The organism is Nonomuraea sp. SBT364, assembly GCF_001083785.1.
In the GTDB taxonomy this organism is placed as follows: domain Bacteria; phylum Actinomycetota; class Actinomycetes; order Streptosporangiales; family Streptosporangiaceae; genus Nonomuraea.
The window spans coordinates 50358-77301 of the sequence record NZ_LAVL01000012.1; the positions used below are offsets into that span (position 1 = coordinate 50358).

Annotated in this window: 24 protein-coding genes; 17 read left to right on the top strand and 7 right to left on the bottom strand. The window is 73.2% G+C overall.

Features of this window, described 5'->3' with window-relative positions; translation table 11 throughout:
• The first annotated feature begins 61 nt into the window (after nt 1-61).
• The 5 genes from ADY59_RS08545 to ADY59_RS08565 all read left to right on the top strand — a co-directional run bounded on the left by ADY59_RS08545 (nt 62) and on the right by ADY59_RS08565 (nt 6370).
• Nucleotides 62-3160: a sacsin N-terminal ATP-binding-like domain-containing protein gene (locus tag ADY59_RS08545; protein ID WP_049559873.1), complete on the top strand. Its 3099-nt coding sequence runs from the start codon at nt 62-64 to the stop codon at nt 3158-3160.
• Nucleotides 3161-3278: 118 nt separating this feature from the next.
• Complete coding sequence (locus ADY59_RS08550; protein WP_231618612.1) at nt 3279-3617, top strand: YciI family protein; 339 nt, start codon at nt 3279-3281, stop codon at nt 3615-3617.
• Between the two features lie 5 nt (nt 3618-3622).
• Entirely contained in the window at nt 3623-4918 is a 1296-nt protein-coding gene (locus ADY59_RS08555; RefSeq protein WP_049559880.1) for an RNA polymerase sigma factor, read from the top strand.
• Complete coding sequence (locus ADY59_RS08560; protein WP_082309952.1) at nt 4908-5579, top strand: maleylpyruvate isomerase family mycothiol-dependent enzyme; 672 nt, start codon at nt 4908-4910, stop codon at nt 5577-5579. Before ADY59_RS08555 ends, ADY59_RS08560 begins: the two co-directional genes overlap by 11 nt.
• The gene (locus tag ADY59_RS08565) at nt 5576-6370 is read left to right on the top strand and encodes a class I SAM-dependent methyltransferase (protein ID WP_049559882.1); all 795 of its coding nucleotides are present in this window, start codon (nt 5576-5578) and stop codon (nt 6368-6370) included. Before ADY59_RS08560 ends, ADY59_RS08565 begins: the two co-directional genes overlap by 4 nt.
• Nucleotides 6371-6380: 10 nt before the next feature.
• Here the strand turns inward: ADY59_RS08565 and ADY59_RS08570 are convergent, their stop codons facing one another.
• Both ADY59_RS08570 and ADY59_RS08575 read right to left on the bottom strand, forming a co-directional pair.
• On the bottom strand, nt 6381-7844 hold the full coding sequence (locus tag ADY59_RS08570; protein ID WP_049559884.1) for an alpha/beta hydrolase: 1464 nt from the start codon (nt 7842-7844) through the stop codon (nt 6381-6383).
• 92 nt (nt 7845-7936) lie between these two features.
• A complete protein-coding gene (locus ADY59_RS08575; protein ID WP_049559886.1) occupies nt 7937-8140 on the bottom strand; it encodes a DUF2530 domain-containing protein in 204 nt (67 codons plus the stop codon).
• Between the two features lie 142 nt (nt 8141-8282).
• Here ADY59_RS08575 and ADY59_RS08580 point away from each other — a divergent pair, with 142 nt between their 5' ends.
• From ADY59_RS08580 to thpR, 4 genes are all read left to right on the top strand, one after another.
• Nucleotides 8283-9662, top strand: coding sequence for an NCS2 family permease (locus ADY59_RS08580; protein ID WP_082309953.1), 1380 nt, complete (start codon nt 8283-8285; stop codon nt 9660-9662).
• A 178-nt stretch (nt 9663-9840) separates the two neighbouring features.
• Entirely contained in the window at nt 9841-10233 is a 393-nt protein-coding gene (locus tag ADY59_RS08585; protein ID WP_082309961.1) for a MarR family winged helix-turn-helix transcriptional regulator, read from the top strand.
• A gap of 23 nt (nt 10234-10256) precedes the next feature.
• The gene (locus ADY59_RS08590; RefSeq protein WP_049559888.1) at nt 10257-11480 is read left to right on the top strand and encodes an MFS transporter; all 1224 of its coding nucleotides are present in this window, start codon (nt 10257-10259) and stop codon (nt 11478-11480) included.
• A gap of 85 nt (nt 11481-11565) precedes the next feature.
• Complete coding sequence (thpR, locus tag ADY59_RS08595) at nt 11566-12123, top strand: RNA 2',3'-cyclic phosphodiesterase (RefSeq protein ID WP_049559890.1); 558 nt, start codon at nt 11566-11568, stop codon at nt 12121-12123.
• Between the two features lie 95 nt (nt 12124-12218).
• On the opposite strand, the gene ADY59_RS08600 is transcribed toward thpR, so the two are convergent.
• On the bottom strand, nt 12219-13187 hold the full coding sequence (locus ADY59_RS08600; protein ID WP_049559891.1) for an aldo/keto reductase: 969 nt from the start codon (nt 13185-13187) through the stop codon (nt 12219-12221).
• A 49-nt stretch (nt 13188-13236) separates the two neighbouring features.
• Here ADY59_RS08600 and ADY59_RS08605 point away from each other — a divergent pair, with 49 nt between their 5' ends.
• Together ADY59_RS08605 and ADY59_RS08610 are read left to right on the top strand one after the other, a co-directional pair.
• The gene (locus tag ADY59_RS08605) at nt 13237-14517 is read left to right on the top strand and encodes an MATE family efflux transporter (protein WP_156325377.1); all 1281 of its coding nucleotides are present in this window, start codon (nt 13237-13239) and stop codon (nt 14515-14517) included.
• A 7-nt stretch (nt 14518-14524) separates the two neighbouring features.
• Complete coding sequence (locus ADY59_RS08610) at nt 14525-15526, top strand: hypothetical protein (RefSeq protein ID WP_156325378.1); 1002 nt, start codon at nt 14525-14527, stop codon at nt 15524-15526.
• 29 nt (nt 15527-15555) lie between these two features.
• On the opposite strand, the gene ADY59_RS08615 is transcribed toward ADY59_RS08610, so the two are convergent.
• Complete coding sequence (locus tag ADY59_RS08615; RefSeq protein ID WP_049559895.1) at nt 15556-15933, bottom strand: hypothetical protein; 378 nt, start codon at nt 15931-15933, stop codon at nt 15556-15558.
• Between the two features lie 68 nt (nt 15934-16001).
• Between ADY59_RS08615 and lhgO the strand changes: the two genes are divergently transcribed.
• From lhgO to ADY59_RS52375, 6 genes are all read left to right on the top strand, one after another.
• Nucleotides 16002-17231, top strand: coding sequence for an L-2-hydroxyglutarate oxidase (gene lhgO, locus ADY59_RS08620; RefSeq protein WP_049559897.1), 1230 nt, complete (start codon nt 16002-16004; stop codon nt 17229-17231).
• A gap of 17 nt (nt 17232-17248) precedes the next feature.
• Complete coding sequence (locus ADY59_RS08625) at nt 17249-17941, top strand: response regulator transcription factor (RefSeq protein WP_156325379.1); 693 nt, start codon at nt 17249-17251, stop codon at nt 17939-17941.
• Entirely contained in the window at nt 17942-19372 is a 1431-nt protein-coding gene (locus ADY59_RS08630) for a sensor histidine kinase (RefSeq protein WP_049559902.1), read from the top strand.
• Nucleotides 19373-19437: 65 nt separating this feature from the next.
• The gene (locus ADY59_RS08635; protein WP_049560044.1) at nt 19438-20094 is read left to right on the top strand and encodes a response regulator transcription factor; all 657 of its coding nucleotides are present in this window, start codon (nt 19438-19440) and stop codon (nt 20092-20094) included.
• A 10-nt stretch (nt 20095-20104) separates the two neighbouring features.
• Nucleotides 20105-21853, top strand: a complete 1749-nt coding sequence (locus ADY59_RS08640; protein ID WP_049559904.1) for an ABC transporter — start codon at nt 20105-20107, stop codon at nt 21851-21853.
• A complete protein-coding gene (locus ADY59_RS52375; protein WP_049559905.1) occupies nt 21850-23685 on the top strand; it encodes a YfjP family GTPase in 1836 nt (611 codons plus the stop codon). Before ADY59_RS08640 ends, ADY59_RS52375 begins: the two co-directional genes overlap by 4 nt.
• Before the next feature lie 26 nt (nt 23686-23711).
• Here the strand turns inward: ADY59_RS52375 and ADY59_RS08650 are convergent, their stop codons facing one another.
• Genes ADY59_RS08650 through tdh form a run of 3 tightly spaced genes read right to left on the bottom strand, consistent with a single transcriptional unit; the run spans nt 23712 to nt 26933 of the window.
• On the bottom strand, nt 23712-24644 hold the full coding sequence (locus tag ADY59_RS08650; RefSeq protein WP_231618608.1) for a LysR family transcriptional regulator: 933 nt from the start codon (nt 24642-24644) through the stop codon (nt 23712-23714).
• A gap of 16 nt (nt 24645-24660) precedes the next feature.
• Nucleotides 24661-25830: a glycine C-acetyltransferase gene (locus tag ADY59_RS08655; RefSeq protein ID WP_049559911.1), complete on the bottom strand. Its 1170-nt coding sequence runs from the start codon at nt 25828-25830 to the stop codon at nt 24661-24663.
• Between the two features lie 2 nt (nt 25831-25832).
• Nucleotides 25833-26933: an L-threonine 3-dehydrogenase gene (gene tdh, locus ADY59_RS08660; RefSeq protein ID WP_197093503.1), complete on the bottom strand. Its 1101-nt coding sequence runs from the start codon at nt 26931-26933 to the stop codon at nt 25833-25835.
• Nucleotides 26934-26944 lie beyond the last annotated feature (11 nt).

Consider the following 26944-nt stretch of genomic DNA (forward strand, 5'->3'; position numbering starts at 1 on the left):
GTGTCGGCGCGGGCCGCTAGCCTACGGTGGCCCCCTTCCCTCGACCCCGGGATCGTGATCGATGACCGACACCTTTGGCACCGACCGGATGCGGGCCGCCGTGCTCGCCGCGTGGACGGCCTCGCCCGCCAGGTTCCGTGAGGACGCCAACGCCGAGGAGGACTTCGCCCTCGGCGGCTACCGCGACCGGCTGATCGTGGAGCTGGCGCAGAACGCCGCCGACGCGGCGCTGCGGGCGGGCGTGCCAGGGGTGCTCCGGCTGACGTTGCGCGGCAGCGTCCTGACGGCCGCCAACACCGGCGCGCCCCTCGACGCGACCGGCGTCGAGGGCCTGTCCACGCTGCGCGTCTCGGGCAAACGCGACGAGGCGGGCGCGGCCGGGCGGTTCGGCGTCGGGTTCGCCGCCGTGGTGTCCGTCTGCGACGAGCCGGCCATCGGGTCCCGCGACACGGGCGCCGTCCGCTGGTCACGCTCGGAGACGGCCGCGCTGGTCGGCGCGGTGCCGGAGCTCGCGGGCGAGCTCGCCGCGCGGTCCGGGCACGTGCCGATGCTCCGCCTGCCTTTCGCCGCCGACCCGCTCGACGTCCCCGACGGCTTCGACAGCCTGGTACGGCTCCCGCTCCGCGACGTGGCGTCCGCCGACGCGGTGCGCCGGATGCTCGAAGAGGCGAGCCCGGCGCTCCCGCTCGGCATGCCGGCCCTGGAGGCCATCGAGATCGACCTCGACGGCACCATCCGCACGGTGTCGGCCGCCGGCTGGCACGTGGTGTCGGAGTCCGGCGAGTTCACTCCCGACGAGGTGGCGGCGCTCTTCGCCGACCGCCCCACCGAGGAGCGGGCCCGGCCGTTCTGGTCGGTCCGCTGGGCCGTGCCGCTCGCCGGCGCCCCGGCCGCGGGCCGGTCGGCCGGCGCGGGCGGAAACGGCGGAAACAGTGGGGGCGGCGGGGAGCCGGTGGCGCTGCCCGCGACGGTGCCGCCGGTGGTGCACGCGCCGACGCCCAGCGACGAGCCGCTGGACCTGCCGGCGCTGCTCATCGCGTCGTTCCCGATGGCCACCGACCGGCGGCACGTGGCGGCGGGGCCGCTGACCGACTTCCTGGTCGAGAAGGTCGCCGACGCCTACGTCCGGCTGCTGCGCGAGCTGCCGCGCACCCCCAAGCTGCTCGACCTGGTGCCCGCGCTGATGGGCAAGGGAGAGCTCGACGCCCGCATCCGGCGGGCCGTCCTGCGTCGGCTGCCCGGCACGCCGCTGCTGCCCGCGCTGTCGGCCCCCGCGCCCGCCGTGCAGACGCCGTCGTTCGCCGACGCCGAGGTCTACGAGCCCGACGCCGTGTGGCAGGTCGAGCACCCGGCCCAGGAGCCCGGCGCCGACGGCTGGGTCGTCGCGGGGCGCGAGGCCGCCGTGGTCGCCGGTTCCGCCGAGCTGCTGGCGGCGGTCGCCGGCTTCGTGCCCGGCCTGCTGCCGGCCGGGTGGCCTGCCCGGCATCCCGCGATGGCCTCGCTCGGCGTGCGCCGCGTGGAGCTCGCCGACGTGGTCGACCTGCTGTCCGGCGAGGCCGTCGAGGGCAGGGAGCCGTCGTGGTGGCGCTCGCTCTACGACGTGCTCCCGGCCGACGACCCCGAGTCGCTCGGCGCCCTCCCCGTCCCGCTCACCGACGGCCGCCTGGTCCGCGGCCCGCGCGGCACCCTCATCCTGGAGCCCGGCTCCGTGCGCCTCGACTCGGGGCTCGATCTGGCGCCGCTCGGGCTGCGGATCGTGCATCCCGAGGCCGCGCACCCGGTGCTGCTGCGCCTCGGCGCGGCCGAGGCGAGCCCGCGCACCATTCTCGAAGACCCGCTCACCAAGGCCGCCGTCGGCCAGTCGCTCGACAACCCCGACGCCGAGCCGGTGGCGCGTGCCGTGCTGTCCCTGGTCGAGGCCGCCGGGCTGGCGCCCGGTGAGGCGCCGTGGCTGGGCGAGCTGGCGCTGCGCGGCGCCGACGGCGAGCTCTACCCGGCCGGTGAGCTGATGCTGTCCGGCGGCGCGCTGGCCGGGCTGCTGGAGCCCGACACGCATCTCGGCGTGGTCGCGGGCGAGCTGGAGGAGACCTACGGGCCACGGGTGCTGGCCGCCGCCGGGGTGCTCGACGGGTTCGCCGTGGTGCACGACTCCGACGTGCTGCTCGACCACGACGACTGCGACCACGACCTCGACGGCGAGGACGAATGGCTCGACCACGTGCTCGACCTGCTCCCCGAGCTGGACGTGCCGCCGGTGGTGCCGGAGTTCGTCGCCGTGCGCGACCTGGAGCTGGTCGCCGACTGGCCGGCCGCGCTCGCGCTGCTGACCAGGCCGCCGCTGCGGGCGGCGCTCCACCCGCTGCGCGTCGAGGGCGTCGAGGTGCCCTCCTACACCGCCTGGTGGCTGGCCGGCCACGCCGTGCTCGGCGGGCGCAAGCCGCGCGAGCTGCGACTGCCGGGAGCCGACCCGCTGCTGCAGGGGCTCTACGCCGACGCGCCGTCGGGGCTGGACGAGGCGGCGCTGGCGATGCTCGGCGTGCGCACCACGCTGGCCGAGCTGCTCGACTCCCACGGCGGCCCCGAGGAGCTGCTCGACCTGATGGCGGACGAGTCCATCGAGGTCGACCGGGCTCAGCTGCGGGCGCTGTGGATGGCGCTGGCCGGGGTCGAGCCGTCCCGGGTGGCGCCGCCGGCGCGGCTGCGGGCGGTGCTCGGCGGCGACATCGTCGTGGCCGACGCCGAGGACGTCGTCGTGGTGGAGGCCCCCGACCTGCTCCAGCTCGTGACCAGCCATCCGCTGGTGCTGGCCCCGTTCGACCTGGCCGAGTCGCTGTCGGAGCTGCTCGACCTGCCGCTCGCCGGGGAGCTGACCTCCGGCGAGGTCACCTCGTCCGGGGAGACGCGGCCGGTGCCGCCGCAGGTGCGCTCCCTGCTGCCGACGGCTCCCGAGACGTACGTCGAACACGAGAAGCTGCTGGTCGACGGGGCGGAGTGCACGTGGCGCTTCTTCGAGGGCGCCGTCCACTGCACCGGTGTCGACGGGCTGGCCCGCGGCCTGGCCTGGGCCACCGGCCAGTGGAACGACCGCCTCGCGGTCGCCGCGCTGCTCCGTGACCCGTCAGCCGTCCCTTTGCTGCTGGCGGAGGCGGATCTGTCCTAGCCGGGAAAAGATTCTCGGGGTAGGTGTCCTTCTGGCGGTGTCCCGTTCGTGGTTATGTCACGCGGCGGTTCTGCCGCGTGACGGACAACGGGACACAGGGAGTCTGACCTTGAAGTACATGCTGCTGATCATGGCCAATGCCGTCGACGAGGACGGCGGGGCGGCCGGCTGCACCGTCGAGGACTGGATGGCCTACGACAAGGAGGTCAAGGACGCCGGGATCCTGGTCTCCGGGGAGTCGCTGGCCGACCTGGTCACCGCCACGACCGTGCGGGTGGCCCCCGACGGCGGGCGGACCGTGACCGACGGGCCGTTCGCGGAGACCCGGGAGCTGCTGGGCGGCTTCTACGTGATCGACGTGCCGGATCTCGACGCCGCGCTCGACTGGGCAGCGCGCTGTCCGGGCGCGCGTGACGGCTCCGTCGTGGTCCGGCCGGTCGCCGACTTCGGAGCCTGAGCCCGATGGGTGAGTGGCCGGTGGGCGATGGGCCGGTGGCGTCGGTGGAGGCGGTGTTCCGCGAGGAGCGCGGCCGGTTGCTTGCGGCGCTCGTCCGGCGCTTCGGCGATCTCGACCTGGCCGAGGAGGTCACCTCCGAGGCGATCGAGGCGGCCCTGGCGCACTGGCCGGTCGACGGCGTCCCGCCCAAACCGGGCGCCTGGCTGATGACCACGGCCCGCCGGAAGGCCGTCGACCGGTTGCGGCGCGACCAGGCCTTCGCGGCGCGGCTGGCCATCCTGCAGGTGGAGGCCGACCGGGCCGGGCCCGTGCCGGCCGCGGAGCTGGACGGCGACCTGCCGGACGAGCGGCTGCAGCTGTTCTTCACCTGCGCTCACCCGGCTCTGGCCGCCGAGGACCGGACGGCGCTGACGCTGCGCTGCCTGGCCGGGCTGACCACGCCCGAGGTGGCGCGGGCCTTCCTGGTCCCGGCGGCGACGATGGCCAAGCGGATCACCCGGGCCAAGAAGAAGATCCGCGAGGCGCGCATCCCGTTCCGGGTGCCCGGCGCGGACGAGCTGCCGCAGCGGCTGCCCGGCGTGCTCCAGGTGGTCTATTCGGTCTTCACCGAGGGCTACGCGGCCAGCTCGGGGCCCCGCCTGCAGCGGCTCGACCTCGCCGAGGAGGCCATCCGGCTGGCCCGGATCCTGCGCCGGCTGCTGCCCGCCGAGCGGGAGGTCGCCGGGCTGCTCGGGCTGATGCTGCTGGTCCACGCCCGGCGTGACGCGCGCACCGGCCCCGGCGGCGAGCTGGTGCTGCTGGAGGAGCAGGACCGGGGCCGCTGGGACCGCCCGATGATCGAGGAGGGCAGTGCCCTGGCCACCGTGGCGCTGACCGGCGGTCCGGTGGGCCCGTACGGGGTGCAGGCCGCGATCGCCGCACTCCACGACGAAGCGGCCGACGTCGCCGCCACCGACTGGCCGCAGATCGCGGCCCTCTACGACGTGCTGCTCGCGCTCACGCCGTCGCCGGTCGTGGCGCTGAACCGGGCCGCCGCCGTGGCGATGCGCGACGGCCCCCGGGCCGGGCTGGCCCTGCTCGACGAACTGGCCGGCGAGCCGCTGCTGCGCGGCCATCATCCCTATCCGGCCGCGCGGGCCGACCTGCTGCACCGGCTGGGCCGCGACGCGGAGGCCGCCGCGGCCTACCGCGAGGCGCTCGGCCTGGCCGGCACCGAGCCGGAACGCGCGCTCCTGCGCCGCAGGCTGGGTGCGATCGAGGAAACCCGCTCGTCATCGAAGGGAACTCGACATGGATCGTGACCGGATTCTCGCCTGGGTGCGGGCCGAACGGCTCGGCCTCGACGACCACGAGTGGCGGGCGGACTCGCTCTGCTCCGGCTGGACCGTGCACGACGTGGCCGCCCACATGACGCTGTCCACCCGTACGACGCCGCTCGTCGTGCTCCGGGGTGTGATCCGGGCACGCGGTGACTTCAACCGCATGGTCGCCGACCTGGCGCGGGAGCGGGCGGCCAGGTTCGGCCGGGCGGAGCTCGTCGCACAGCTGCGCGAGAGCGCCGGCTCGGCCCGCCGCACCCTCGGGGCCGGTCCGCTGGACCCGCTGGTCGACGCCCTGGTGCATGGTCAGGACATCGCGCGGCCGCTGGGCCGTACGCGGGAGATGCCGGTCGAGCCGGCGGCGGCGGCGCTCGGCCACGTCCTGACCAGCAGTTTCTACGGCGCTCGCGAGCGTTTCCGCGACACCCGGCTGACGGCCACCGACTGCGCCTGGTCGGCGGGCGACGGACCGCGCGAGGTCCGCGCGCCGGTGGCCGACCTGCTCCTCGCGGCCACCGGCCGGCCGACCGGCAAGCCCGCGCCCCCGGCCCCGGCGGCAACGGCCAGGCCCGCACCGCCGGCTCCGGCCGGACCGGGGGGCGAGGGCGTGGTCGTGGGGGCGGAGCGAGAGGAGGCGCCGTGACCGGACGGGAGGAGCGGCTGGCGCGGTTGGCCAAGGGGTGGGACGAGGCGGTCACGGGTTACGAGAGCTACTACGTTCCCCGCTTCGCGCCGTGGGTGACGGCGGCCGTGCGGGCGGTCGGGGCCGCGACGCTGCCCGAGGGGCCGGTCCTGGTGCCGTGCTGCGGCACGCTGCCGGAGCTGGACGCGCTGGTCGAGCTCCTGCCCGGCCGCGAGATCGTCGGCATCGACCTGTCCGGCGGCATGGTCAGGCGGGCCCGGGAGCGGGCCGCCCGCCATCCGGGGGTGAGCGTCGTCGAGGGTGACGCCTCGACGCTCGACGTCCGCCGGCGGGGCCGCTGCGCCGCCGTGGTGTCGGTGTTCGGCCTCCAGCAACTGCCCGAGCCCGACGCCGCCATCCGGTCGTGGGCGGCGGCGCTGCGCCCCGGCGGACGGCTGTCGGTGGTCTTCTGGCCGAGCGTCACCGAGCTCGACGGGCCGTTCGCCCGGATCGCCGAGGTCGTCGGCCGGCACGTGCCGCCCGGCGACGGTTCGTGGGCCGACGGGCTGGTGCCGGCCCTGACCGCCCAGGGCGTCGTGGTCGAACGGGACGAGTGGCCGTCCTTCCCGATGTCCCATCCGGACGCGGCGACGTTCTTCGACGCGCACGTCCGGTCGGGCCCGATGCGCCCGCTGGCCGACGCCCGCGGGGAGGCGTTCGTCGGCCGGTTGCGAGCGGAGTTCCTGAGCGGCGCGCCGGCGGGCGAGTGGCGGCATCGGCCACGCGCCCGCCACCTCGTCGCCCGCCGCTGACGGGCCGGCCTCAGGCGGCCGGGCAGCTCGCGCCGGACTCGGGCAGGGTGCCCTTGAGCAGGTAGGAGTCGACCGTCCGGGTGACGCAGGCGCTGCCGCTGAGGTAGGCGCCGTGGCCTTCGCCCTCGTAGGTGACCAGGTGGCCGGTCTTGAGCTTCTCGGTGAGGGAGACAGCCCAGCGGTACGGGGTCGCGGGGTCGCCCTTGCCGCCGATCACCATGATGGGCGCGGAGCCGGTGGCGTCGATGCGCTTGGCCTCGTCGGTGCCCTTGACCGGCCAGTACGCGCAGGCCGCGCTGGCGCCGTCGGCGGCCAGGACGGGGAAGATCTTGCTGACCTTCTCGTTGATGGCGGCGGTCTCGGCCTTGGTGGGCCGCTCGGCGCTGTCGACGCAGTTGATCGCCTGGAGGCTGGTCATCATGGTCGAGTAGGTGCCGTCGGGCTTGCGGCCGGTGTAGGAGTCGGCCAGCGCGAGCAGCATGGCGCCGTCGCCCTTGAGTGCCGCCGCGGTGGCCTGCTCCAGGATCGGCCAGGTGGCCTTGGCGTACAGCGGGGTGATGACCGAGAGCTGGGCCAGGCCGTAGGTGAGCTCGCGGTCGCCGACCTTGAGCGGTTTGGTCTCGAGGTCGTCCAGGAGCCCTTCGACGGTCCGCAGCACGGTGGCGGGCGTCTTGCCGAGGTCGCAGCCCTGGGCGACGCAGTCGGTGGCGAAGGCGTCGAAGGCGTCGGCGAAGCCGGTCGCCTGGATGACGGCCCGCTCCTCGAAGGTGACCGAGGGGTCGAAGGCGCTGTCGAGGACGAATCGGCCGACGTTCGCCGGGAACTTGGTGGCGTACACGGCGCCGAGGTGTGTCCCGTACGAGAGGCCGAAGTAGTTGAGCTTCTCGTCGCCGAGCGCGGTGCGCAGGCGGTCCAGGTCCTGGGCGGCGTTGACGGTGCCGACGTGCGGCAGGACCTTGCCGGAGTCCTGCTCGCAGGCGGCGGCGAACTCCTTGGCGAGCCGGTCGGAGCCGTCGCCGGTCATCTCCAGGAGCTTGTCGACCTGCCCGCCGCACTTGACGCCGGAGCTGCGGTCGACGCCGCGCGGGTCGAAGCTGACCAGGTCGTAGGAGGCGCCGAGGCCGGCGAACGCCTGGCGGGCCAGGGCGAGCGTGTCGACGCCGGACCCGCCGGGGCCGCCGAAGTTGAAGACCAGGGAGCCGAGCTTGTCACCGGTGGCCTTGACGCGGATCAGCGCCAGGTCGATCGTCTCGCCGCCGGGCTTGGCGTAGTCGAGCGGCACCGCGACCTTGCCGCACTCGATGGCGGGGTCGGGCGCCATGGGCTTGCCGTCGGCGCCGGTCAGGTCGGTGCACGGGCTCCACGCGACGGTGCCGGTGTCGCGGACGGCCTCCTTCGGGGCGGCCGGCTCCGCGGTGCTGCACGCGGTCGCGGCGGTGGCGCACAGGAGCAGGGCGGTCAAGGTCTTCTTCATGGCATCCAGCATCGTACGACCACTTTTGCCCAGGTAGTGGTCTGTAACAGCACTTCCGGGTGACATCCGGAAGGGGCTGGACATGACAGATGTCAGCGCTTGCGCACCATCCACATGCCGAGCAGCCCGAAGCCCACGCCCGTGACGCAGGTCCAGATCCACCAGGTGTTCTCGGGTGCCGGACGGAAGATGAGCAGCACCACCAGGGCGAGCGCCCACAGGCCGGTGCCTGCGGCGACCGCCGCGGTGTCGTTGGTCTCGATCGGCTCGGGGTCGGGGTGCCACTGCTGCGTCACGTGGTCCAGCCTAGCTTCCAATCGGGTCTCGATACGATTACCGGCATTTGTCACAAAACCCGAGGACTGTCACTCTTCGCGCGTGAGTGACACTCGTAACGCAATCGATCGATACTTCGCAATCACCGCACGTGGTTCCACGATGTCCCGTGAGATCCGTGGCGGTCTGGCCACGTTCTTCACCATGGCCTACATCGTGGTGCTGAACCCGATCATCATCGCCAACGGCACCGACATCGACGGCCAGGTCATCGGTGACGGCACGACGCCCAACACGGCCCTCGTGGCCGCGGGCACCGCGTTCGTGGCCGGCGTGCTGACCATCCTCATGGGCGTCATCGGCAAAGTGCCGTTCGCCATGGCCGCCGGGCTCGGGCTCAACGCCTTCGTGACCTTCAACATCGCCACGCAGATGACCTGGGAAGAGGCCATGGGCCTGGTCTTCCTGGAGGGCGTCATCATCGGCGTCCTGGTGCTGACCGGGCTGCGGGTGGCGGTGTTCAAGGCCATCCCCGACCAGCTCAAGACGGCCATCAGCGTCGGCATCGGCCTGTTCATCGCGCTGATCGGGTTCGTGGACGCGGGCTTCGTGCGCCGCGCGGCCGGAACGCCGCTGGAGATGGGCATCGCCGGCAACCTGACGTCGTGGCCGATCCTCGTGTTCATCGTCGGCCTGCTGACCACGGCCGTACTGGTGGCGCGGAAGGTGCGGGGCGCGATCCTGATCGGCATCGTGGGCACCACCGTGCTGGCCATCGTGGTCGAGCTGATCACCAAGTCCGGCGCGTTCGGCCCCGAGAACCCGGGCGGCTGGCAGCTCAACGTGCCGTCCGTGCCCGAGCAGATCTTCGGGCTGCACAACGTGTTCAGCCTCTTCACCGAGTTCGACCCGCTCGGCGCGTTCAGCCGGGTCTCGGTGCTGCTCGTCGTCCTGCTCGTGTTCACGCTGCTCATCACGGACTTCTTCGACACGATGGGCACGATGGTGGGCGTCGGCCGCCAGGCGAACCTGGTCCAGGAGGACGGGACGCTGCCGCGTACCCGCGAGATCCTGCTCGTCGACTCGCTCGGCGCGGTCGCGGGCGGCGCCGGCTCGGTGTCGTCCAACACCACCTACATCGAGTCGGCCGCGGGCGTCGGCGAAGGCGCGCGCACCGGCCTGGCCAGCGTGGTCACCGGCGTGCTGTTCCTGATCGCCATCTTCTTCGCGCCGCTCGTCACGGTCGTGCCGTACGAGGCCGCCGCGCCGGCGCTGGTCATCGTGGGCTTCCTGATGATGACCGCGGTCCGCGAGATCGACTGGAGCGAGTACGAGATCGCCATCCCGGCGTTCCTGACCATCGTCATCATGCCGTTCACGTACTCGATCTCCAACGGCATCGGCGCCGGCTTCATCAGCTACGTGCTGATCAAGGTCGTGCGGGGCAAGAGCAGGGAGCTGCACCCGCTGATGTGGGCCGTCGCCGGGCTGTTCGTCGTGTACTTCGCGCTCGGGCCGATCAAGGTCCTGCTCGGAGTCTGAGGAAGGCGGGGCCGCCATGCTCAGGCCGGGCGGCCCCGGGGTATCAAGGAGTGAGACACGCCCCGCCCGAGAGAAATATCTTGTCTTCCTGTATAGTTAGCAAAGGTAATGACTCGTGCTAACCAGACCCCAGCAGCCCAAGATCAACCTGCGCAGCGACGCAGGCCTGGCTACAGCTTTGCGCGTCTCCCTCGCAAGGCTGAACAGGCGACTCCGACGACAGGGAGCGGCGCACCCGCTGACGCCCACGCAGTTCGCGACCCTCGCCGCGGTGGAACGGCATTCCGCGATAACCCCCGGCGAATTGGCCGAGCTCGAGAAGGTGCAACCACCCTCGATGACGCGCGTGATCTCCGCGCTCGAGGAACGCGGCCTGCTCCAGCGCACCCCGCATCCGACCGACCGGCGTCAGGTGACCGTGTCCGTGACCGAGGCCGGTCAGACGTTGCTGAAGGAGGAACGCCGCCGCAAGGAGGCGTGGCTCACCAAGCAGCTGAAGGCGCTGACACCGGAGGAGCGGTCGATCCTCAGGCAGGCGGCGCCGATCCTGGAGAAGCTCAGCAGGATATAGAGCCTGAACAACCCAAGACCGGGATGTTCCGGTCGCTCAAGATTCGCAACTACCGCATGTTCGCGGTCGGCGGCGCTGTGTCCAACGTGGGGGGATGGCTGCAGCGCACCGCCCAGGACTGGCTGATCCTCGAACTGACCGGCGGCAGCGCTTCCGCGCTCGGCACCGCCACCGCCCTGCAGTTCCTGCCGATGCTGCTGTTCGGGATGTTCGGCGGCGTGCTCGCCGACCGCTACCCCAAGCGGCCCATCCTCATCACCGCCCAGTCGATGATGGCCGCGCTCGCGCTCGGGCTCGGCGTGCTCACCATGACGGGCACCGCCCAGGTGTGGCATGTGTACGTGATGGCGTTCGCGCTCGGGCTCATCTCCTGCGTCGAGGTGCCGGCCCGGCAGGCGTTCGTGGTCGAGATGGTCGGGCGGCGCGACCTGCCCAACGCCATCGCGCTCAACAGCTCCAGCTTCAACCTGGCCCGCGTGCTGGGCCCGGCGCTGGCCGGCGTGCTCATCTACCTGCTCGGCGGGACGGGCCCGATCTTCCTGGTCAACGCGCTCACGTTCGCCGCGGTCATCTCCAGCCTGGCCTTCATGCGCAAGTCCGAGCTGAACCTGGCCGCACCGGTGCCGAGGGCCAAGGGGCAGCTCCGCGAGGGGCTGAAGTACGTGGTCCGGCGCGAGGAACTGCTGATGCCGATCCTGCTGATCGCGTTCGTGTCGATGTTCTCGCAGTCGTTCTCGATGTCGATAGCGCTCATGGCGCGCGAGGTCTTCGACGCGGGGGCGTCCTCGTTCGGGCTGGCGTCCAGCATGTTCGCCGTCGGGGCGCTCGGCGGGGCGCTGCTGGCCGCGCGCAGGGCCCGGCTGTCGCGCAAGGTGCTGTTCGCCGGGGCCATCGGGTTCGGGCTGTTCCAGGTCGCCAGCGGGCTCGCGCCGGTCTACCCGGTCTACCTGGCGCTGCTGGTGCCCACCGGCATCGCGCTGATCACCATCAACACGGCGGCCAACGCCAGCGTCCAGCTCGCCACCTCGCCCGAGATGCGGGGGCGGGTGATGGGCATCTACATGCTGGTGTTCACCGGTGGCGCGCCGCTGGGGGCGCCGCTGATCGGGTGGCTGTCGGATCTGGCCGGGCCGCGCGCGGGCGTCATGCTGTCCGGCACGCTCGTGCTGGTCGGCACCGGGCTGGCGGTGCTGGCGACGCGCCTGATCTGGACCCGGCTCGCCGAACCGGCCCTGGCCCCGGCCTGAGCCTGGCCCGGGCCCTGAGCCTGGTCCGGGCCTGAGCCCGGGCTTGAGCCTGGTCCCGGTCCGGGGCGGGGCACAATCGGTTGGCATGAGACTGTTCGCGGCCGTGGTGCCGCCCTCCGGGGTGCTCGACGAGCTGCAGCGGGCGATCGCGCCGCACGTCGGGCAGGTGCCGGGGCTGCGCTGGCCCGACCGGGCCACGTGGCACATCACGCTGGCGTTCTTCGGCGAGGTGCCCGAGCGGGCGCTGCCCGAGCTGCGCACCCGGCTGGCCCGCGCCGTCGGCCGCCACCCCGTCCCGGACCTGGCCTTCACCGGGTTCGGGGCGTTCTCGTCGCTGCGCCGGGCCAGGGTGTTCTGGGCCGGGCTGTCGGGCGACCCGATGAACCGGCTGGCCGACTCGGTCAAGGCCGGCGCCCGCCGCGCCGGTGCCGTACAGACCGACGAGAAACGGTTCCACCCGCATCTCACGCTCGCCCGCGCCAAGGCCGAGACGGACCTGCGCCCGCTGGCCGAGTCGCTGTCCGGGTTCAGCGGCTCGCCCTGGCGGGCGGAGACCGTACGGCTCGTCAAGAGCGAGCTCGGGGCGCAGGTGAGGTACGAGTCACTCGACGAATGGGACCTGGCACCCGCGCGGCGGGGCTAGGCTCCAGGGCGTGGACCGTCCCCGTTCCTGGCTGTTGCCCGTCGTGCTCGGCCTTCTGATGCTGATCGTGATCGTCGGCGCCCTGGTGACCTGACCTACCAGGCGTAGTCCTCGGGGGCCGCGCGGTGACCCGGGAAGATCTCGTCCAGGCGGGCCAGCGTCTGCTCGTCCAGCGTGATCTCCAGCGTGCGCATGGTGCCTTCGAGCTGCTCCAGCGTGCGCGGGCCGATGATCGGCGCGGTGACCGCGGGCTGCGCCAGGAGCCACGCCAGCGCCACGTACGCCGGGTCCTCGCCCAGCTCGTCGCAGAGCTTCTCGTAGGCCACGATCTTGTCGCGATGCTTGTCGAGCTCCTTGACCATGTGCTCGCTCGCCGAGCGGCCCTTGTCCAGCTTGCGCAGCACGCCGCCGAGCAGGCCGCCGGCCAGCGGGCTCCACGGGATCACGCCGAGCCCGTAGTCGAGGCAGGCGGGCAGCACCTCCAGCTCGGCGGCCCTGGTCAGCAGGTTGTAGTGGCTCTGCTCGCTGGTCAGGCCGAAGAAGCTGCGCCGCGCGGCCGTCTCCTGCGCCTTGGCGATGTGCCATCCGGCGAAGTTCGACGAGCCCACGTACAGGATCTTGCCCTGCTGGCGCAGGATCTCCATGGCCTCCCAGAACTCCTCGAACGGGGTGTTCCGGTCGATGTGGTGCGCCTGGTAGATGTCGATGTAGTCGGTCTGCATGCGCCGGAGCGAGGCGTCGCAGGCCCGGCGGATGTTCAGCGCCGACAGTCCGCGGTCGTTGGGCCAGTCGCCCATGTCGCCGTAGAGCTTGGTCGCGATGACCGTCTTCTCCCTGCGGCCGCCGCCCTGCGCGAACCACCTGCCGAGGATGTGCTCGGTGACGCCTTCGCCCTTTTTCCAGCCGTAGACGTTGGCGGTGTCGAAGAAGTTGATGCCCAGCTCGTGCGCCCTGTCCATGATCGCGAAGGAGTCGTCCTCCGAGGTCTCCGGCCCGAAGTTCATCGTGCCGAGACAGAGCGGGCTGACCTGGAGGCCACTGCGTCCGAGGTTCACGTAATCCATGGTTCAACCCTAAGTACCTGGAGTGGACTCCAGGCCATAGGGTGGCCGGGTGAGTTCGGTGATCGGCCTGTTCAGGGCTGCCTTGCCACTGTTCCTGTCCATGGTCACCGGGCTGGCCGGGTCGCTCGTGGTCACCGCCGTGCTCGGCCGTCACGCGACCGTCACGCTGGCCGCCTTCGCCGTCATGACGGCCGTGCTCAACCCCGCCTCCACCGCCGTCGCGGGTGCGCTGCGCGGGCTGGCGCCGTTCGTGGCGCCCCACCGCGACGACCCCGGCACGGTGGTGCCGATCCTGCGTGACGCGCGCTGGCTCAGCCTGCTGGTCGGGGCCGCGGGTGCGCTGGCCGTGCTCGGCGTGCCGGCGCTCGCCGGGGCGACCGGGGTGCCCGCCGAGGTGGTGGCCGAGCTCGGCGCGCTGCCCTGGCTGCTGGCCCTCTACCTGCTGGTGTTCGCGGCCGGGGGCGGCGCCACGTCGGTGCTCGTCGCGATCGGGCGCGGCCGGCCGGTGTTCTGGTCCAGCCTCGCCGGCACGTCCGTGATGATCGTTCTCGCCGTGACGCTGGTGCCCCGGTTCGGCCTCACCGGCGTGGGCGTCGCCTGGTTGCTGTCCGGGATCGCCTCGGTGAGCGTCGCCGACCTCAGCCTGCGCCGCGCGCTCGGCCGCCGCATCGGCCGTGGGCTGCCGCGCCCGCGCGAGATCGCGCGGCTGGCCAGGGTGAGCGTGCCGCTGGCGGCGACGGTGCTGATCAAGTTCGGCGCGCTCGGCGTCGTCACGTTCGCCGCGAGCACCACCAGCACCCGCGACATCGCCGCGCACGCCGTGCTGACGACGCTCACCGGGTTCACCATGCTGGCCTCGCTGGCGGTGGCGCAGGCGTCGGTGCCGGACGTGGCCCGTGCCGGCACCCCCGCCGCCAGCCGCCGCGCCAACCGCACCGCCGCGCTGCTCGCCGTCGCCGGCACCGCACTGGCCGCCCTTGCGCTGCTCGGGCTCGGCGATCCGCTGCTGGGCCTGTTCAGCGACGACCCCGTGGTGCGGGAGCGGGTGCTGGGGCTGATGCCGCTGATGCTCCTCTCCTCCATGGCCGACGCCGCCCAGGCGGTGCAGGGCTTCGGGCTCACCGCGCTCAAGCGGTCCGGGGCCAGCCTGCTCTACTTCGCCGCGGGCTACGGGCTGCTCGCGCTGGCCGCCGTGCCGGTCGCCGCCTCCTGGGGGATCACCGGCCTGTGGGCCGCCATGGCCGCCGGGAACGTGCTGCTCCTCGCCCTCCAGGGCGCCGGCTTCCACCGGCACAGCGCTCGCGTCGGCACCGTCCTGGCTGCGGCATGATGGCGACGTGGTCCTGATCAGAACCTGTGCCGCGGCCGTGGTGGCGCTAGCCGCCTGCGCGGCCCCCGCCGCCGCGTCCGCCCCGTCTCCCGACGAGGAGAAGCTGTTCGCCTTCGAGGACCCGCGGATCACCGAGTCCAGCGGCCTGGCCCTGTCGCCCACCCACGACGACGTCTACTACACGCACAACGACAGCGCCGCCCGGCCCGAGTTCTACGCCGTCGGCTCCGACGGCCGCACCAGGGCGACCTTCCGCCTGCGGGGCGCGGAGGCCCGCGACTGGGAGGCCATGGCCGCCACCCGCGACCCGGAGACCGGGCGGGGCGTCCTCTGGCTCGCCGACATCGGCGACAACCTCGACGGCGCCTGGCCCGACGTGTCCGTCTACAAGGTCACCGAGCCGCGCACGCTGGCCGACGCCACCCTGCCCGCCACCCGCTACCGGTTCCGCTACGCCGGCGGCGGGCGCAACGCCGAGGGCATCATGGTCAACCCGGTGACCGGGCGGCTCTACGTGGTGTCCAAGGAGTTCAGCGGGGCCGTCTACGAGGCGCCGGCGAGGCTGCGCACCGGGCGGGCCAACGTCCTGCGCAAGGTCTCGGCCGCGCCCATCATGGCCACCGACGCCGCCTACGCGCCCGACGGTTCCTCGTACGTGATCCGCACCTACTTCTCGGCGACCGTCTACCGGCCGTCGGGCGAGGTGCTCACCCGCGTGTCGATGCCCGAGCTGGAGCAGGCCGAGTCGATCGCCTACACGCGTGACGGCAAGGCCCTGCTGACCGGGTCCGAAGGCGCCGACAGCCCGGTCTACCGGGTCCCGATCCCGGCGGCGGCACCCTCCCCGTCGCCGCCCCCCTCCCGGCAGGCGGCGCCGGAGGGCACCCAGGCCGCCGCCGACTCCCCGGCGGCGTCGTCGGGGCTCACCCTGCGGGACGTCCTCATCTGGCTCGCGGCGGCGGCCATCGCGATCGGCTTCATCACCTTCCTCGCCCGCCGCACCCGCTGACACTTCGCTGGGAGGAGTGTCGCCGCAGGTCAGGTGGGGGAGTTGCGCATGGTGGCGGTGAACATGTCGCCGCGCAGCGCGCGCTCGACGGCCTCGATGGAGCGCGACAGGCGGACCAGGCGGGGGCCTTCCTCGCGGTAGGCGTCGAGGACCGCCTCGATGGCGTGCGGCGGTAGATGGCCCTTGAGCTCGACGGCGGCGCCCCGATAACCGGCACGCGCGGCCTCGACGGCCGAACGGACGTGGTGGCCGGCCATGCGGGCCAGCGCGACGGGATGGCGCCGGAGCACCTCGTAGGCGCGGTAGTCGGGCGGGACGGCGTCGAGCAGCCACGCCACGGCCGAGGTCTCCCAATCGGGGACGCTGGGCGGCCGGACCTCCGCGGGCCAGTCGGGCGGGACGTACATGCCGCCATCGTACTCGTGTTCGATTGTTCAGCCGAGGCGTGTCTACCGTTTCGGATACATTGCACCCGATGGGGGACGAACGGCCGCCGAGTAGGCACACTGGCCTCGTGACGGAGAAGATCGGAGTCGTGGGGGCCGGGATCGTCGGCCTGGCGGTGGCCCGCGAGCTCGCCGGCGCGCGGGGCGCCGAGGTGACCGTGCTGGAGAAGGAGAGCCGCGTCGGCGCCCACCAGACCGGCCACAACAGCGGCGTCGTGCACGCCGGCATCTACTACCCGCCGGGCTCGCTCAAGGCCAGGCTGTGCCGTGAGGGCGTGGCCATGCTCAAGGACTACTGCGCCGAGCACGCGCTGCCGTACCGGGAGGTCGGCAAGCTGGTCGTGGCGAGCACGCGGGCCGAGCGGCCGAGGCTGGCGGCGCTGGCGGAGCGGGCCAGGGCCAACGGCGTGCCGGGCATCGCGGAGCTCGACGGGCTGGCGTTGCGCGAGGTCGAGCCGCACGCGGTGGGCGTGGGCGCGGTGCACTCGCCGCACACGGCGATCGCCGACTTCCCGGCGGTCGCGCGCCGGCTCGCGCTGGACGTGGCCGAGCTGGGCGGGTCGGTACGGCTCGAACACCCGGTCAGGGGCATCCGGGAGGGCGCCGCGGGTGTCGAGGTGCTGGCCGGGAAGCGCAAATTCGTCTTCGACCGGCTGGTGGTGTGCGCCGGGCTGGGCACCGACGCGGTGGCGCGGATGGCCGGGCAGCCGGGTGAGGTGCGGATCGTGCCGTTCAGGGGCGAGTACTACGCGCTCGGCGAGACGGCCAGGGAGCTGGTGCGGGGATTGATCTATCCGGTGCCGGACCCGCGCTATCCGTTCCTCGGGGTGCACCTGACCCGGCACATCGACGGCGAGGTGCTGGTGGGGCCGAACGCGGTGCTGGCCGGGGCGTACGAAGGCTACAGATGGCGAAATTTTCGTAATATTGGGCAAATTCTTCGGTGGCCCGGCACCCTCCGCATGGCCCGCCACCACTGGCGCACCGGCGTCAAGGAGGTCTACGGCTCGCTCGCCAAAGCGGCCTTCGTCCGCGCCGCGCGCCGCTACGTGCCCGAGCTCACCGCCGCCGACCTGCTGCGGGCCGAGGGCGGCGTACGCGCGCAGGCCGTCGCCCGGGACGGCCGGCTGGTCGACGACTTCGCCGTGGACGTGCACGGCGACGTGGTGCTGGTGCGCAACGCCCCATCTCCCGCCGCCACGTCCAGTCTGGCCATCGCCCGGCACATCGCCGGAATTGTCCCAGCACCCGTCCGATGAAGGCATCCTTGACATTGATGGAAGCGCGCCTACTGATCGTCGAGGACGACCCGAACATCCTCGAACTCCTCGCCGCGAGCCTGAGGTTCGCGGGTTTCGACGTGTGCACGGCCAAGAGCGGCCACGACGCGGTCGCGGCGGTGCAGCGGCAGCGCCCCGACCTGGTGGTGCTCGACGTCATGCTGCCCGATCTGGATGGCTTCGAGATCGTCCGGCGGATGCGCGGCGGCGGCGTGCACACGCCCGTGGTCTTCCTCACCGCCCGGGACGAGACCGAGGACAAGATCCGCGGCCTGACGATCGGCGGCGACGACTACGTGACCAAGCCGTTCAGCCTGGAGGAGGTCGTCGCCCGGATCCACGCGGTGCTCCGCCGCACCAGCGGTGAGGCGCAGCCGCCGCCGCCCCGGCTGACGTTCGCCGACATCGAGCTGGACGAGGAGAGCCACGAGGTGTGGCGGGGCGGGCACGCGGTCGCGCTGTCGCCCACCGAGTTCAAGCTGCTGCGCTACTTCATGACGAACGCCGGCCGCGTGCTGTCCAAGCCGCAGATCCTCGACCACGTGTGGGACTACGACTTCCGGGGCGAGGTCGGCATCGTCGAGTCGTACGTGTCGGTGCTGCGGCGCAAGATAGACAACCGCAGCCCACGGCTGATCCACACCCTGCGCGGTGTCGGCTACGTTCTGCGCCTGCCCTCGGGCCCGTAGATGACCGTGTCGGGCGGCCTGCCGCTCAGGATCAAGCTCATGGCCGTCATGCTGGCGCTGCTGGGGCTCGGCATGACGTTCATCGGGGTGGTGAGCGTCTCGGTCCTGCACGGCTACCTGCTCGACCGGGTCGACAGCCAGGTCAACCTGGTCTCCGTACGGGTGCACAAGCGGCTGGTCAACGACGTGCAGCGGCGCGCGGCCGGCCGGCAGAGCAACGAGAAGCCGCTGCTCATCGAGTCCGACACGATCGTCCTGGTCAAGGACGCGGCCGGAGCCTTCACGCCCACGCAGAGCGAGCGCGACGTCGACATCAAGCCCAAGCCGGTGCTGCGGCCGTCGCCCGGCCGCGAGATCTACACCGCGCCGGCCACCGACGGCGACGGGGAGTGGCGGGTGCTGCAGAGCACCACGCCGCAGGGCACGTACGTGGTCGCCACCGACCTCGGCGAGGTGAACGAGATCACCCGGCGGCTCGTCCTCATCGAGCTGCTGGGCGGCGGCGGCATCGTCATCCTGCTCGCGATCGTCGGCGTGGCGACCGTGCGGCGCAGCATGCGGCCGCTGGCCGAGATCGAGCGCACCGCGGGCACCATCGCCGCCGGCGAACTCGGCCGCCGGGTGCCCGACGGCGACCCCCGTACCGAGGTGGGCCGGCTGGCCGCGGCGCTCAACGGGATGCTGGCGCAGCTCGAAAGCGCGTTCACCGCCCGGTCGGAGGGCGAGGCGGCGGCGCGCCGGTCGGAGGACCGGATGCGGCAGTTCGTCGCCGACGCCTCCCACGAGCTGCGCACCCCGCTGACCTCGATCCGCGGCTTCGCCGAGTACGCCCGCCAGAACCCCGGGGCCGACCCCGCCGAGCTGATGAGGCGCGTCGAGCACGCGGCGGGCCGGATGAGCCTGCTCGTGGACGACCTGCTGCTGCTCGCCCAGGTGGACCAGTCCAGGCCGCTGCGGATGCGCCCGGTCGACATGCTGGCGCTGGCCGCCGACGCCGTCCAGGACGCCCGCATCCTGGCCCCCGACCGGGAGATCGGGCTGGACGTCGTCGGCGGCGCCGCGCTGATCGTCTCCGGTGACGAGGTACGGCTGCGCCAGGTCGTGGGCAACCTGACCTCCAACGCGCTCATCCACACCGACCCGGGCACGCCCATCACCGTGCGGGTCGGGGCGGGCGGCGGCACGGTCTTCCTGGAGGTGGCCGACAAGGGCCCCGGCCTGACGCCCGAGCAGGTCGAGCGGGTCTTCGAGCGCTTCTACCGGGCCGACTCGGCCAGGTCCAGGCGCAGGTCGGGCGAGGACCGGGGCAGCGGGCTCGGCCTGGCCATCGTCCAGGCGCTGGCGCACGCCCACGGCGGCACGGTCGTGGTGGAGAGCGCCCCCGGCGAGGGGTCGACGTTCCGGGTCGAACTCCCACTCGCCTTGGAGTGAGCCTTCAGCATTTCCTCAGGTCGCTGGGTCACCCTGGAACGGTGACCAAGAGCGAAGCGCTGATCATGGTGGTGGACGACGAGCCCAGCATCAGGGACCTGCTCTCGGCCAGCCTGCGCTTCTCCGGGTTCGAGGTCCTCACCGCCGCCGACGGCAACGAGGCCGTGGAGGTCGCCCAGCGGGCCGCGCCCGACCTGGTGGTGCTCGACGTCATGCTGCCGGACCTGGACGGGTTCGAGGTGGCGCGGCGGATCGACGCGCCCGTGCTGTTCCTGACCGCCCGCGACGCCACCGAGGACAAGATCGCCGGGCTGCGGGTCGGCGACGACTACGTGACCAAGCCGTTCAGCCTGGAGGAGGTCCAGGCCAGGATTCGCGCCGTGCTGCGCCGTACCCGGGGCGAGGCCGCGCCCGCGAGCCGCCTGAAGGTGGCCGACCTGGAGCTCGACGAGGACGCGCGCGAGGTGTGGCGCGGCGGCCGGCAGGTGCGGCTGTCGCCCACGGAGTTCAAGCTGCTGCACTACTTCATGGCCAACGCCGGGCGGGTGCTGTCCAAGGCGCAGATCCTCGACCACGTGTGGAACTACGACTTCGGCGGCGACGCCGGCGTGGTCGAGTCGTACGTGTCCTACCTGCGGCGCAAGGTCGACGACGTGGAGCCGCGGCTGATTCACACGCTGCGCAGCGTCGGTTACGTGCTGAGAGAGCCGCCCGCGGGCTAGCGTGGTCCGTATGGACCTGCTGGGCGCGCTCGAGGAGCTGCGGCGGCCGCTCGACCGGGAGCTTCTCCCGCTCGAGATCGGCGACGCCGAGACCGACCGGCGCGCGCTGCGCGAACTGACCGGGCAGCTCGACGACTACCTGCTGCCCCGGCTGCGGGCGATCGACGCGCCGCTGCTCGCCGTCGTCGGCGGGTCCACCGGCGCGGGCAAGTCCACGCTGGTCAACTCGCTGGTCGGGGCCGACGTGGCCGAGCCCGGCGTGCTGCGGCCCACCACACTGGTGCCGACGCTCGTGGTGAGCCCGGCCGACCGCGACTGGTTCATGGCGCAGAACGTGCTGCCCGGCCTGTCGCGCGCCACCGGCGCCGGTCCCGGCGCGCTGCGCGTGGTCACCGCCGAGGCGCTGGGGGCCGGGCTGGCGCTGCTCGACGCGCCCGACATCGACTCCGTGGTGACCGCCAACCGCGAGCTGGCCGCGCAACTCCTGGCCGCCGCCGACCTGTGGCTGTTCGTCACCACCGCCGCCCGCTACGCCGACGAGGTGCCGTGGAGCTTCCTGCGCTCGGCCCGCGAACGCAGCACCGCGCTCGCCGTCGTGCTCGACCGCGTCCCGCCCGAGGCCGCCGGGCCCGTCGCCCGTGACCTCGAACGCCTCCTGGAGGAGAACGGCCTGTCCGGCAGCCGCCTGTTCACCGTCCCCGAGTCGACGCTGCCCACCGAGAAGGCCCGGCTGCCCGCCGCCGCCGTCGCGCCCATCTCGGGCTGGCTCGCCGGGCTCGCCGCCGACGCCGCCGAACGCTCCCGTGTCGTACGGCAGACGCTGTCGGGTGCGCTCGACAGCCTGGCCACCCGGGTGCCGTCGCTGGCCGCCGCCGTCGAACGGCAGGAGGACGGGTTCGCCGCGCTGCGCTCCATCGTGACCGCCGCCTACGCGAGCGGGATGGCCGGCTTCGACGAGGGCATGCGCGATGGGTCGCTGCTGCGCGGCGAGGTGCTGGCCCGCTGGCAGGACTTCATCGGCACCGGCGACCTGATGCGCTCCCTGGAGAGCCGGGTCGGCTGGCTGCGCGACCGGGTCGTCGGCTTCTTCACCGGGCGCGCGCCCGAGGTGGAGCTGCGCGACGCGCTGGAGAGCGGCGTCGAGACCCTCATCAAGGGCGTCGCCGACGGCGCCGCCGAACGCGCCCTCGACGGCTGGGCGGCCGCGCCCGGCGGGCCCGGCCTCCTCCAGCGCGCCGGCCCCGTCGAGTCCGCCCGCCTCGGCCGCGCCTCCGCCGCCCTCGGCGAGCAGGCCGAGTCGGCGGTGCGCGGATGGCAGGAGTACGTGCTCGACCTCGTCCGGGAGGAAGGCGCTGCCAGGCGCACCACGGCGCGGATGGCGTCGTTCGGGGTGAACGGGGCCGGGCTGCTGCTGATGCTGGCCGTGTTCGCCTCGACAGGCGGGCTGACCGGGATCGAGGTCGGCATCGCGGGCGGCACCAGCGTGCTGTCGCAGAAGCTCCTGGAGGCCATCTTCGGCGATCAGGCCGTCCGCACGCTGACCGCGCGGGCCCGCGACGACCTGCGCGAACGGGTGCGGGAGCTGCTGGACGGCGAGGCGGATCGCTACCTGGCGCTGCTGGCCTCCGCCGAGCCCCCGGCGGGCACGGCCGACGCCCTCCGCGAGGCCGCCGCGACCGTCCGCCGCCATCGCGCCGAACTGCCGGCCGATTCCGGCGATCCCGGGGATTCCGGCGATTCGGGTGGTGGCCAGGCATGAAGCTGCTGCGTCGCAAGGACCGGCCCACGCTGGAGTCGCGGCTGGACGCCCTGCTGGAAGCCGCGTCGCTCGGCGAGGGACGGCTGGCCGGTGATGCCGTGCGGGCCGCACGCGAGGTGGCCGAGCGGGCCGGGGCGCGACGACGGCTGTCCGTGGCGCACACCGTGGTGGCGCTGGCCGGGGCGACCGGCAGCGGGAAGTCGTCCCTGTACAACGCGCTGGCCGGGGAGGAATTGGCGGGCGTCGGCGTCACCCGGCCCACGACCGCGACCGCGCAGGCGGCCCTCTGGGACGGTGAGGAGGCCGGGCCGCTGCTCGACTGGCTCGACGTGCCGCACCGGCACTCGGCGTCCGGCGACGGGCTGACCGGGCTCGTCCTGCTGGACCTGCCCGACCACGACTCGATCCGGCTCACGCACCGGCTGGAGGTGGATCGGCTGGTGGAGCTGGTCGACCTGCTGGTGTGGGTGCTCGATCCGCAGAAGTACGCCGACGCGGCCGTCCACGAGCGCTACCTGCGGCCGTTGGCCGGGCATCGGGACGTCATGGTCGTCGTGCTCAACCAGATCGACCGGCTGCCGCCCGACGCCGTCGACCGGTGCCTGCGCGACCTGCGCCGCCTGCTCGACGACGACGGGCTCACCGGGGTGCCCGTCCTCGGGGTCTCGGCGCGTACGGGCGCCGGGGTGCCCGAGCTCCGCGCGCTCCTGGCCGGCCGGGTGGCCGAACGCAAGGCGTGGTCGGACCGGTTGGCGGCCGACGTCCGCGACGCCGCCGCCCTGCTCCGGGCCGCCTCCGCCACCGCGCCCCGCGACACCGGCCCGCCCGGGGACGACATCCCGGAGCGACCCGGGACCATCGCGGACGGGGACGACATCCCCGGCCGCCCCGGCGGGAAGGGCGCCCTCGGGAGGAGTGCTCTCGCCCAAGGGCGGGCCGCCCTCTCCGAAGGGAGAGACGGGGCCTCCGAGGGGCCGGCCACGGGGGCGGTCGCGCGGCAGGGGGAAGGGCTGGAGGGGGCGCTGACCGCCGCGCTGTCGAAGGCGGCCGGGGTGCCGCTGGTGGTGGAGGCCGTGGCGAAGGGGCACCGGCACCGGGCGGTGGTGGCGACCGGGTGGCCGGTGACGCGATGGGTGCGCCGGTTCAGGCCGGATCCGCTGCGCAGGCTGCGGATCGGGGCTGCGGCCCCGGCCCGGCGGGAGCTCGGCGGCCGTGCGGGCCGGGCCGGCAAGGGCGACGGGCGCGCCGTCGAGCCGGTGAGCCGCACGTCGGTGCCGGCGGCGTCGATGGTGCAGCGGGCGCAGGTGGAGACGGCGATCAGGGACGTCGGCGAGCAGGCCGCGCGAGGGCTGCCGGCGGCGTGGGACGCCGCGGTGCGGCGGGCGGCGCGCTCCCGGGCGGCCGAACTGCCCGACGCGGTGGATCGGGCCGTGGGGCGTACGTCGCTGGGGGTGACGCGGCGACCGCGCTGGTGGCGAGCGGTGAACGTGGTGCAGTGGCTGGTGTTCGCGACCATGGTGGCGGGCGCGGGATGGCTGGCCGGGCTGTTCGGGATGGACTACCTGCGGCTGCCCGAGCCGCCCACGCCGACCGTGTGGGAGGTGCCGTGGCCGACCGCGCTGCTGGCCGGCCGGGCGCTGGCGGGCGTGCTGGTCGCGCTGCTGTCGAGGCTGGCGGCCTGGCTCGGCGGACGCCGCCGTGCCCGCAAGGCCGCCAGGGCCCTGCGGGAGGCGATCGGCGAGGTCGGCAGCGGGTACGTGCTCGGCCCGGTGCGGGAGGAACTGGCCCGCCACGCCCGCTTCGCCGAAGCCGTGGAGACCGCCCGGGGCTGAACGCCGCCGACGGCCCGTGGAGTGGTTCACCCGATCCCGAGTGAGCCGGAGACTTTCTGGAGGCTGTCCAGCAGCGGGCGCAGCAGCGGATGGGACTCGGCGCCGCGCCGGACCGCGGCGAACACGCGGCGCTCCGGGCCCGGCGTGTGGTGCACCGTGACGCCGGGGAGCGTCATGTCGCGCAGCGCCAGCCGGGGCACCAGGGCGACCCCCGCCCCCGCGCCGACCAGCGCCACCACGGCACGGAAGTCGTCCGAGCAGTGCGCGAACCGGGGGGAGAAGCCGGCCTGCTCGCAGGCGAAGGCGATCACGTCGTGCACCGGATTGCCGGGGTAGGGCCCGATCCACCTCTCCCCACTCGCTGCACCGAGGCCGAGCGGTGGGTCGCCGGTGCCGGCGAGGGGGTGGTCGTGCGGGAGGACGAGGTCGAACGGCTCGGCGTACAGGGGGACGCGGAACAGGCGGCGGTCGGCGGCGTCGGGGCCGCCTCGGTACTCGACGGCGATGGCCACGTCGGCCTCCCCGTCGAGGAGCATGGCCAGGCTCTGGTGCCCTTCGGCGTCGCGGACCCGTAGCTGGATGCCGGGCGCGGCGGCGCGCAGCGCGACGATCGCGGGGGAGAGCACGGCGCTGATCGCGGTGGCGAAGCAGGCCGCGGTGACCTCGCCCGCCGCCCCCGTGGCGTAGGCGGCCACCTCGGCCTCGGCGCGTTCGAGCTGGGCCAGCACCTCGTTCGCGTGGGCGAGCATGATCTTGCCGACGGCGGTGAGGCGGACGCCGCGGCCGTCGCGGACGAACAGCCGGTGCCCCACCTCGTGCTCCAGGGCGACGAGCTGCTGGGAGACGGCCGACGGCGTCAGGTGGAGCGTCGCCGCCGCGGCGGTGACCGTGCCGTGGTCGGCCACCGCGCGCAGCGTGCGCAGCCGCCGCGTGTCGATCACGCCGCGGGAAGAAGTCACGCCTGCGAGGATAGGGTCAGGCGCGCGCCCGTACGAACGCGGACACCGCGCGGTCCACGTCGGCGGCGGAGTGGGCCGCCGAGAGCTGGACGCGGATCCTGGCCTGGCCGTGCGGCACCACCGGGTAGGAGAAGCCCACCACGTAGATGCCCAGCGCCAGCAGCCGCTCGGCCATGGCGCCGGCCTCTGCGGCGTCACCGATCATGACGGGGACGATCGGGTGCTCGCCCGGCAGGATGTCGAACCCCTCGGCGGCCATCCGGCTCCGGAACCGCTCGGTGTTGGCGCGCAGCCGCTCGCGGGCGTCGCTGGAGGTCTCCAGCAGGTCGAGGATGCGCAGCGAGGCCGCGGCGATGACCGGCGCCAGCGAGTTGGAGAACAGGTACGGGCGTGAACGCTGCCTGAGCAGCTCGCAGATCTCCTGGCGGGCCGCGACGTAGCCGCCGCTGGCCCCGCCGAGCGCCTTGCCGAGGGTGCCGGTGATGATGTCGACCCGGTCGGTCACCCCGTGCAGCTCGGGCGTGCCGCGCCCGGTGGGGCCGACGAAGCCGACCGCGTGCGAGTCGTCGACCATGACCATGGCGTCGTAGCGCTCGGCCAGGTCGCAGATGTCGGCGAGCGGCGCGAGGTAGCCGTCCATGGAGAAGACGCCGTCGGTGACGATCAGCCTGCGCCGCGCGTCGGCCGACTCCTTCAGCCTGGCCTCCAGCTCGGCCATGTCGCGGTTGGCGTAGCGGTAGCGGCGGGCCTTCGACAGCCGGATGCCGTCGATGATGCTGGCGTGGTTGAGCGCGTCGGAGATCACCGCGTCCTGGGCATCGAGCAGCGTCTCGAACACGCCGCCGTTGGCGTCGAAGCACGAGCTGTAGAGGACGGTGTCCTCCTGGCTGAGGAAGTCCGACAGCCGGGCTTCGAGCTCCTTGTGCACCTCCTGGGTGCCGCAGATGAACCGCACCGACGCCATGCCGAACCCCCAGCGGTCCAGCGCCTGCTTGGCCGCCTCGACGACCTCGGGGTGGTCGGCCAGGCCCAGGTAGTTGTTGGCGCAGAAGTTGAGCACCTCCTGGCCGGCCACGCTCACCGCCGAGCTCTGCGGCGTACTGATCACCCGCTCGGGCTTGAGCAGCCCGGCCTCGGTGATCTCGTCGAGCGTCGCACGCAGCTGGTCGCGTACGTTGGTGAACATATTCAGGCGCTCCTGTTCGTGGTCGCGGCCGCTTCGGCCTGCGTTGGCCCGTCGCTCGCTCTCTCCGGCCAGGCTCCTTCGCTCCAGTCGAGGATGACCTTGCCGGTGCGGCCGCTCGCGGCCGTGTCGAAGGCGGCGTCGAACTCGTCGTAGGGGAACCGGTCGGTGATCACCGGGGTGAGGTCGAGTCCCTTCTCCAGCAGGACCGACATGTTGTACCAGGTCTCGAACATCTCGCGGCCGTAGATGCCCTTGATGGTGAGCATCGAGGTGACGACCGTCGCCCAGTCGATCGGGAACTCCTCGGCGGGCAGCCCGAGCATGGCGATCCGGCCGCCGTGGGTCATGTGCGCGATCATGTCGCGCATCGCCGCGGGGTTGCCGGACATCTCCAGCCCCACGTCGAAGCCCTCGCGCATGTCGAGGCGGCGCATGCCGTCGGCGATGGTGTCGCGCGAGACGTTCAGCGCGAGGTTGACGCCGAGCTTGCCGGCCAGGTTGAGCCGCTCGTCGCTGACGTCGGTGATCGCCACGTGGCGGGCGCCCACGTGGGTGGCGACGGCCGCCGCCATCAGCCCGATCGGGCCGGCTCCGGTGATCAGCACGTCCTCGCCGACCAGGGGGAAGGACAGCGCGGTGTGCACGGCGTTGCCGAACGGGTCGAAGATGGCCGCCACGTCGGGGTGCACGGGCACCCGGTGCACCCACACGTTGGTGGCGGGCAGCGTCACGTACTCGGCGAACGCGCCGTCGCGGTTGACGCCGAGGCCGATGGTGTTGCGGCACAGGTGGCGGCGGCCGGCCATGCAGTTGCGGCATTTGCCGCAGACGATGTGGCCCTCGCCGCTGACCAGGTCGCCGACCGCGATGTCCTCGACGCCGGGGGCCACGTCCACCACGTGCCCGGAGAACTCGTGTCCCACGATGAGCGGAAGCTCCAGTGTTTGCCGCGCCCAGTCATCAAATTTCCGGATATGCAGGTCCGTGCCGCATATGCCGGTGCGCAGAACCCTGATCTTCACCTCGCCCGGCCCCACCTCGGGCTCCGGGACGTCGACCAGCCAGAGCCCGGGCTCCGCCCTCTCCTTGACCAGCGCTTTCATCGCGTGCATCC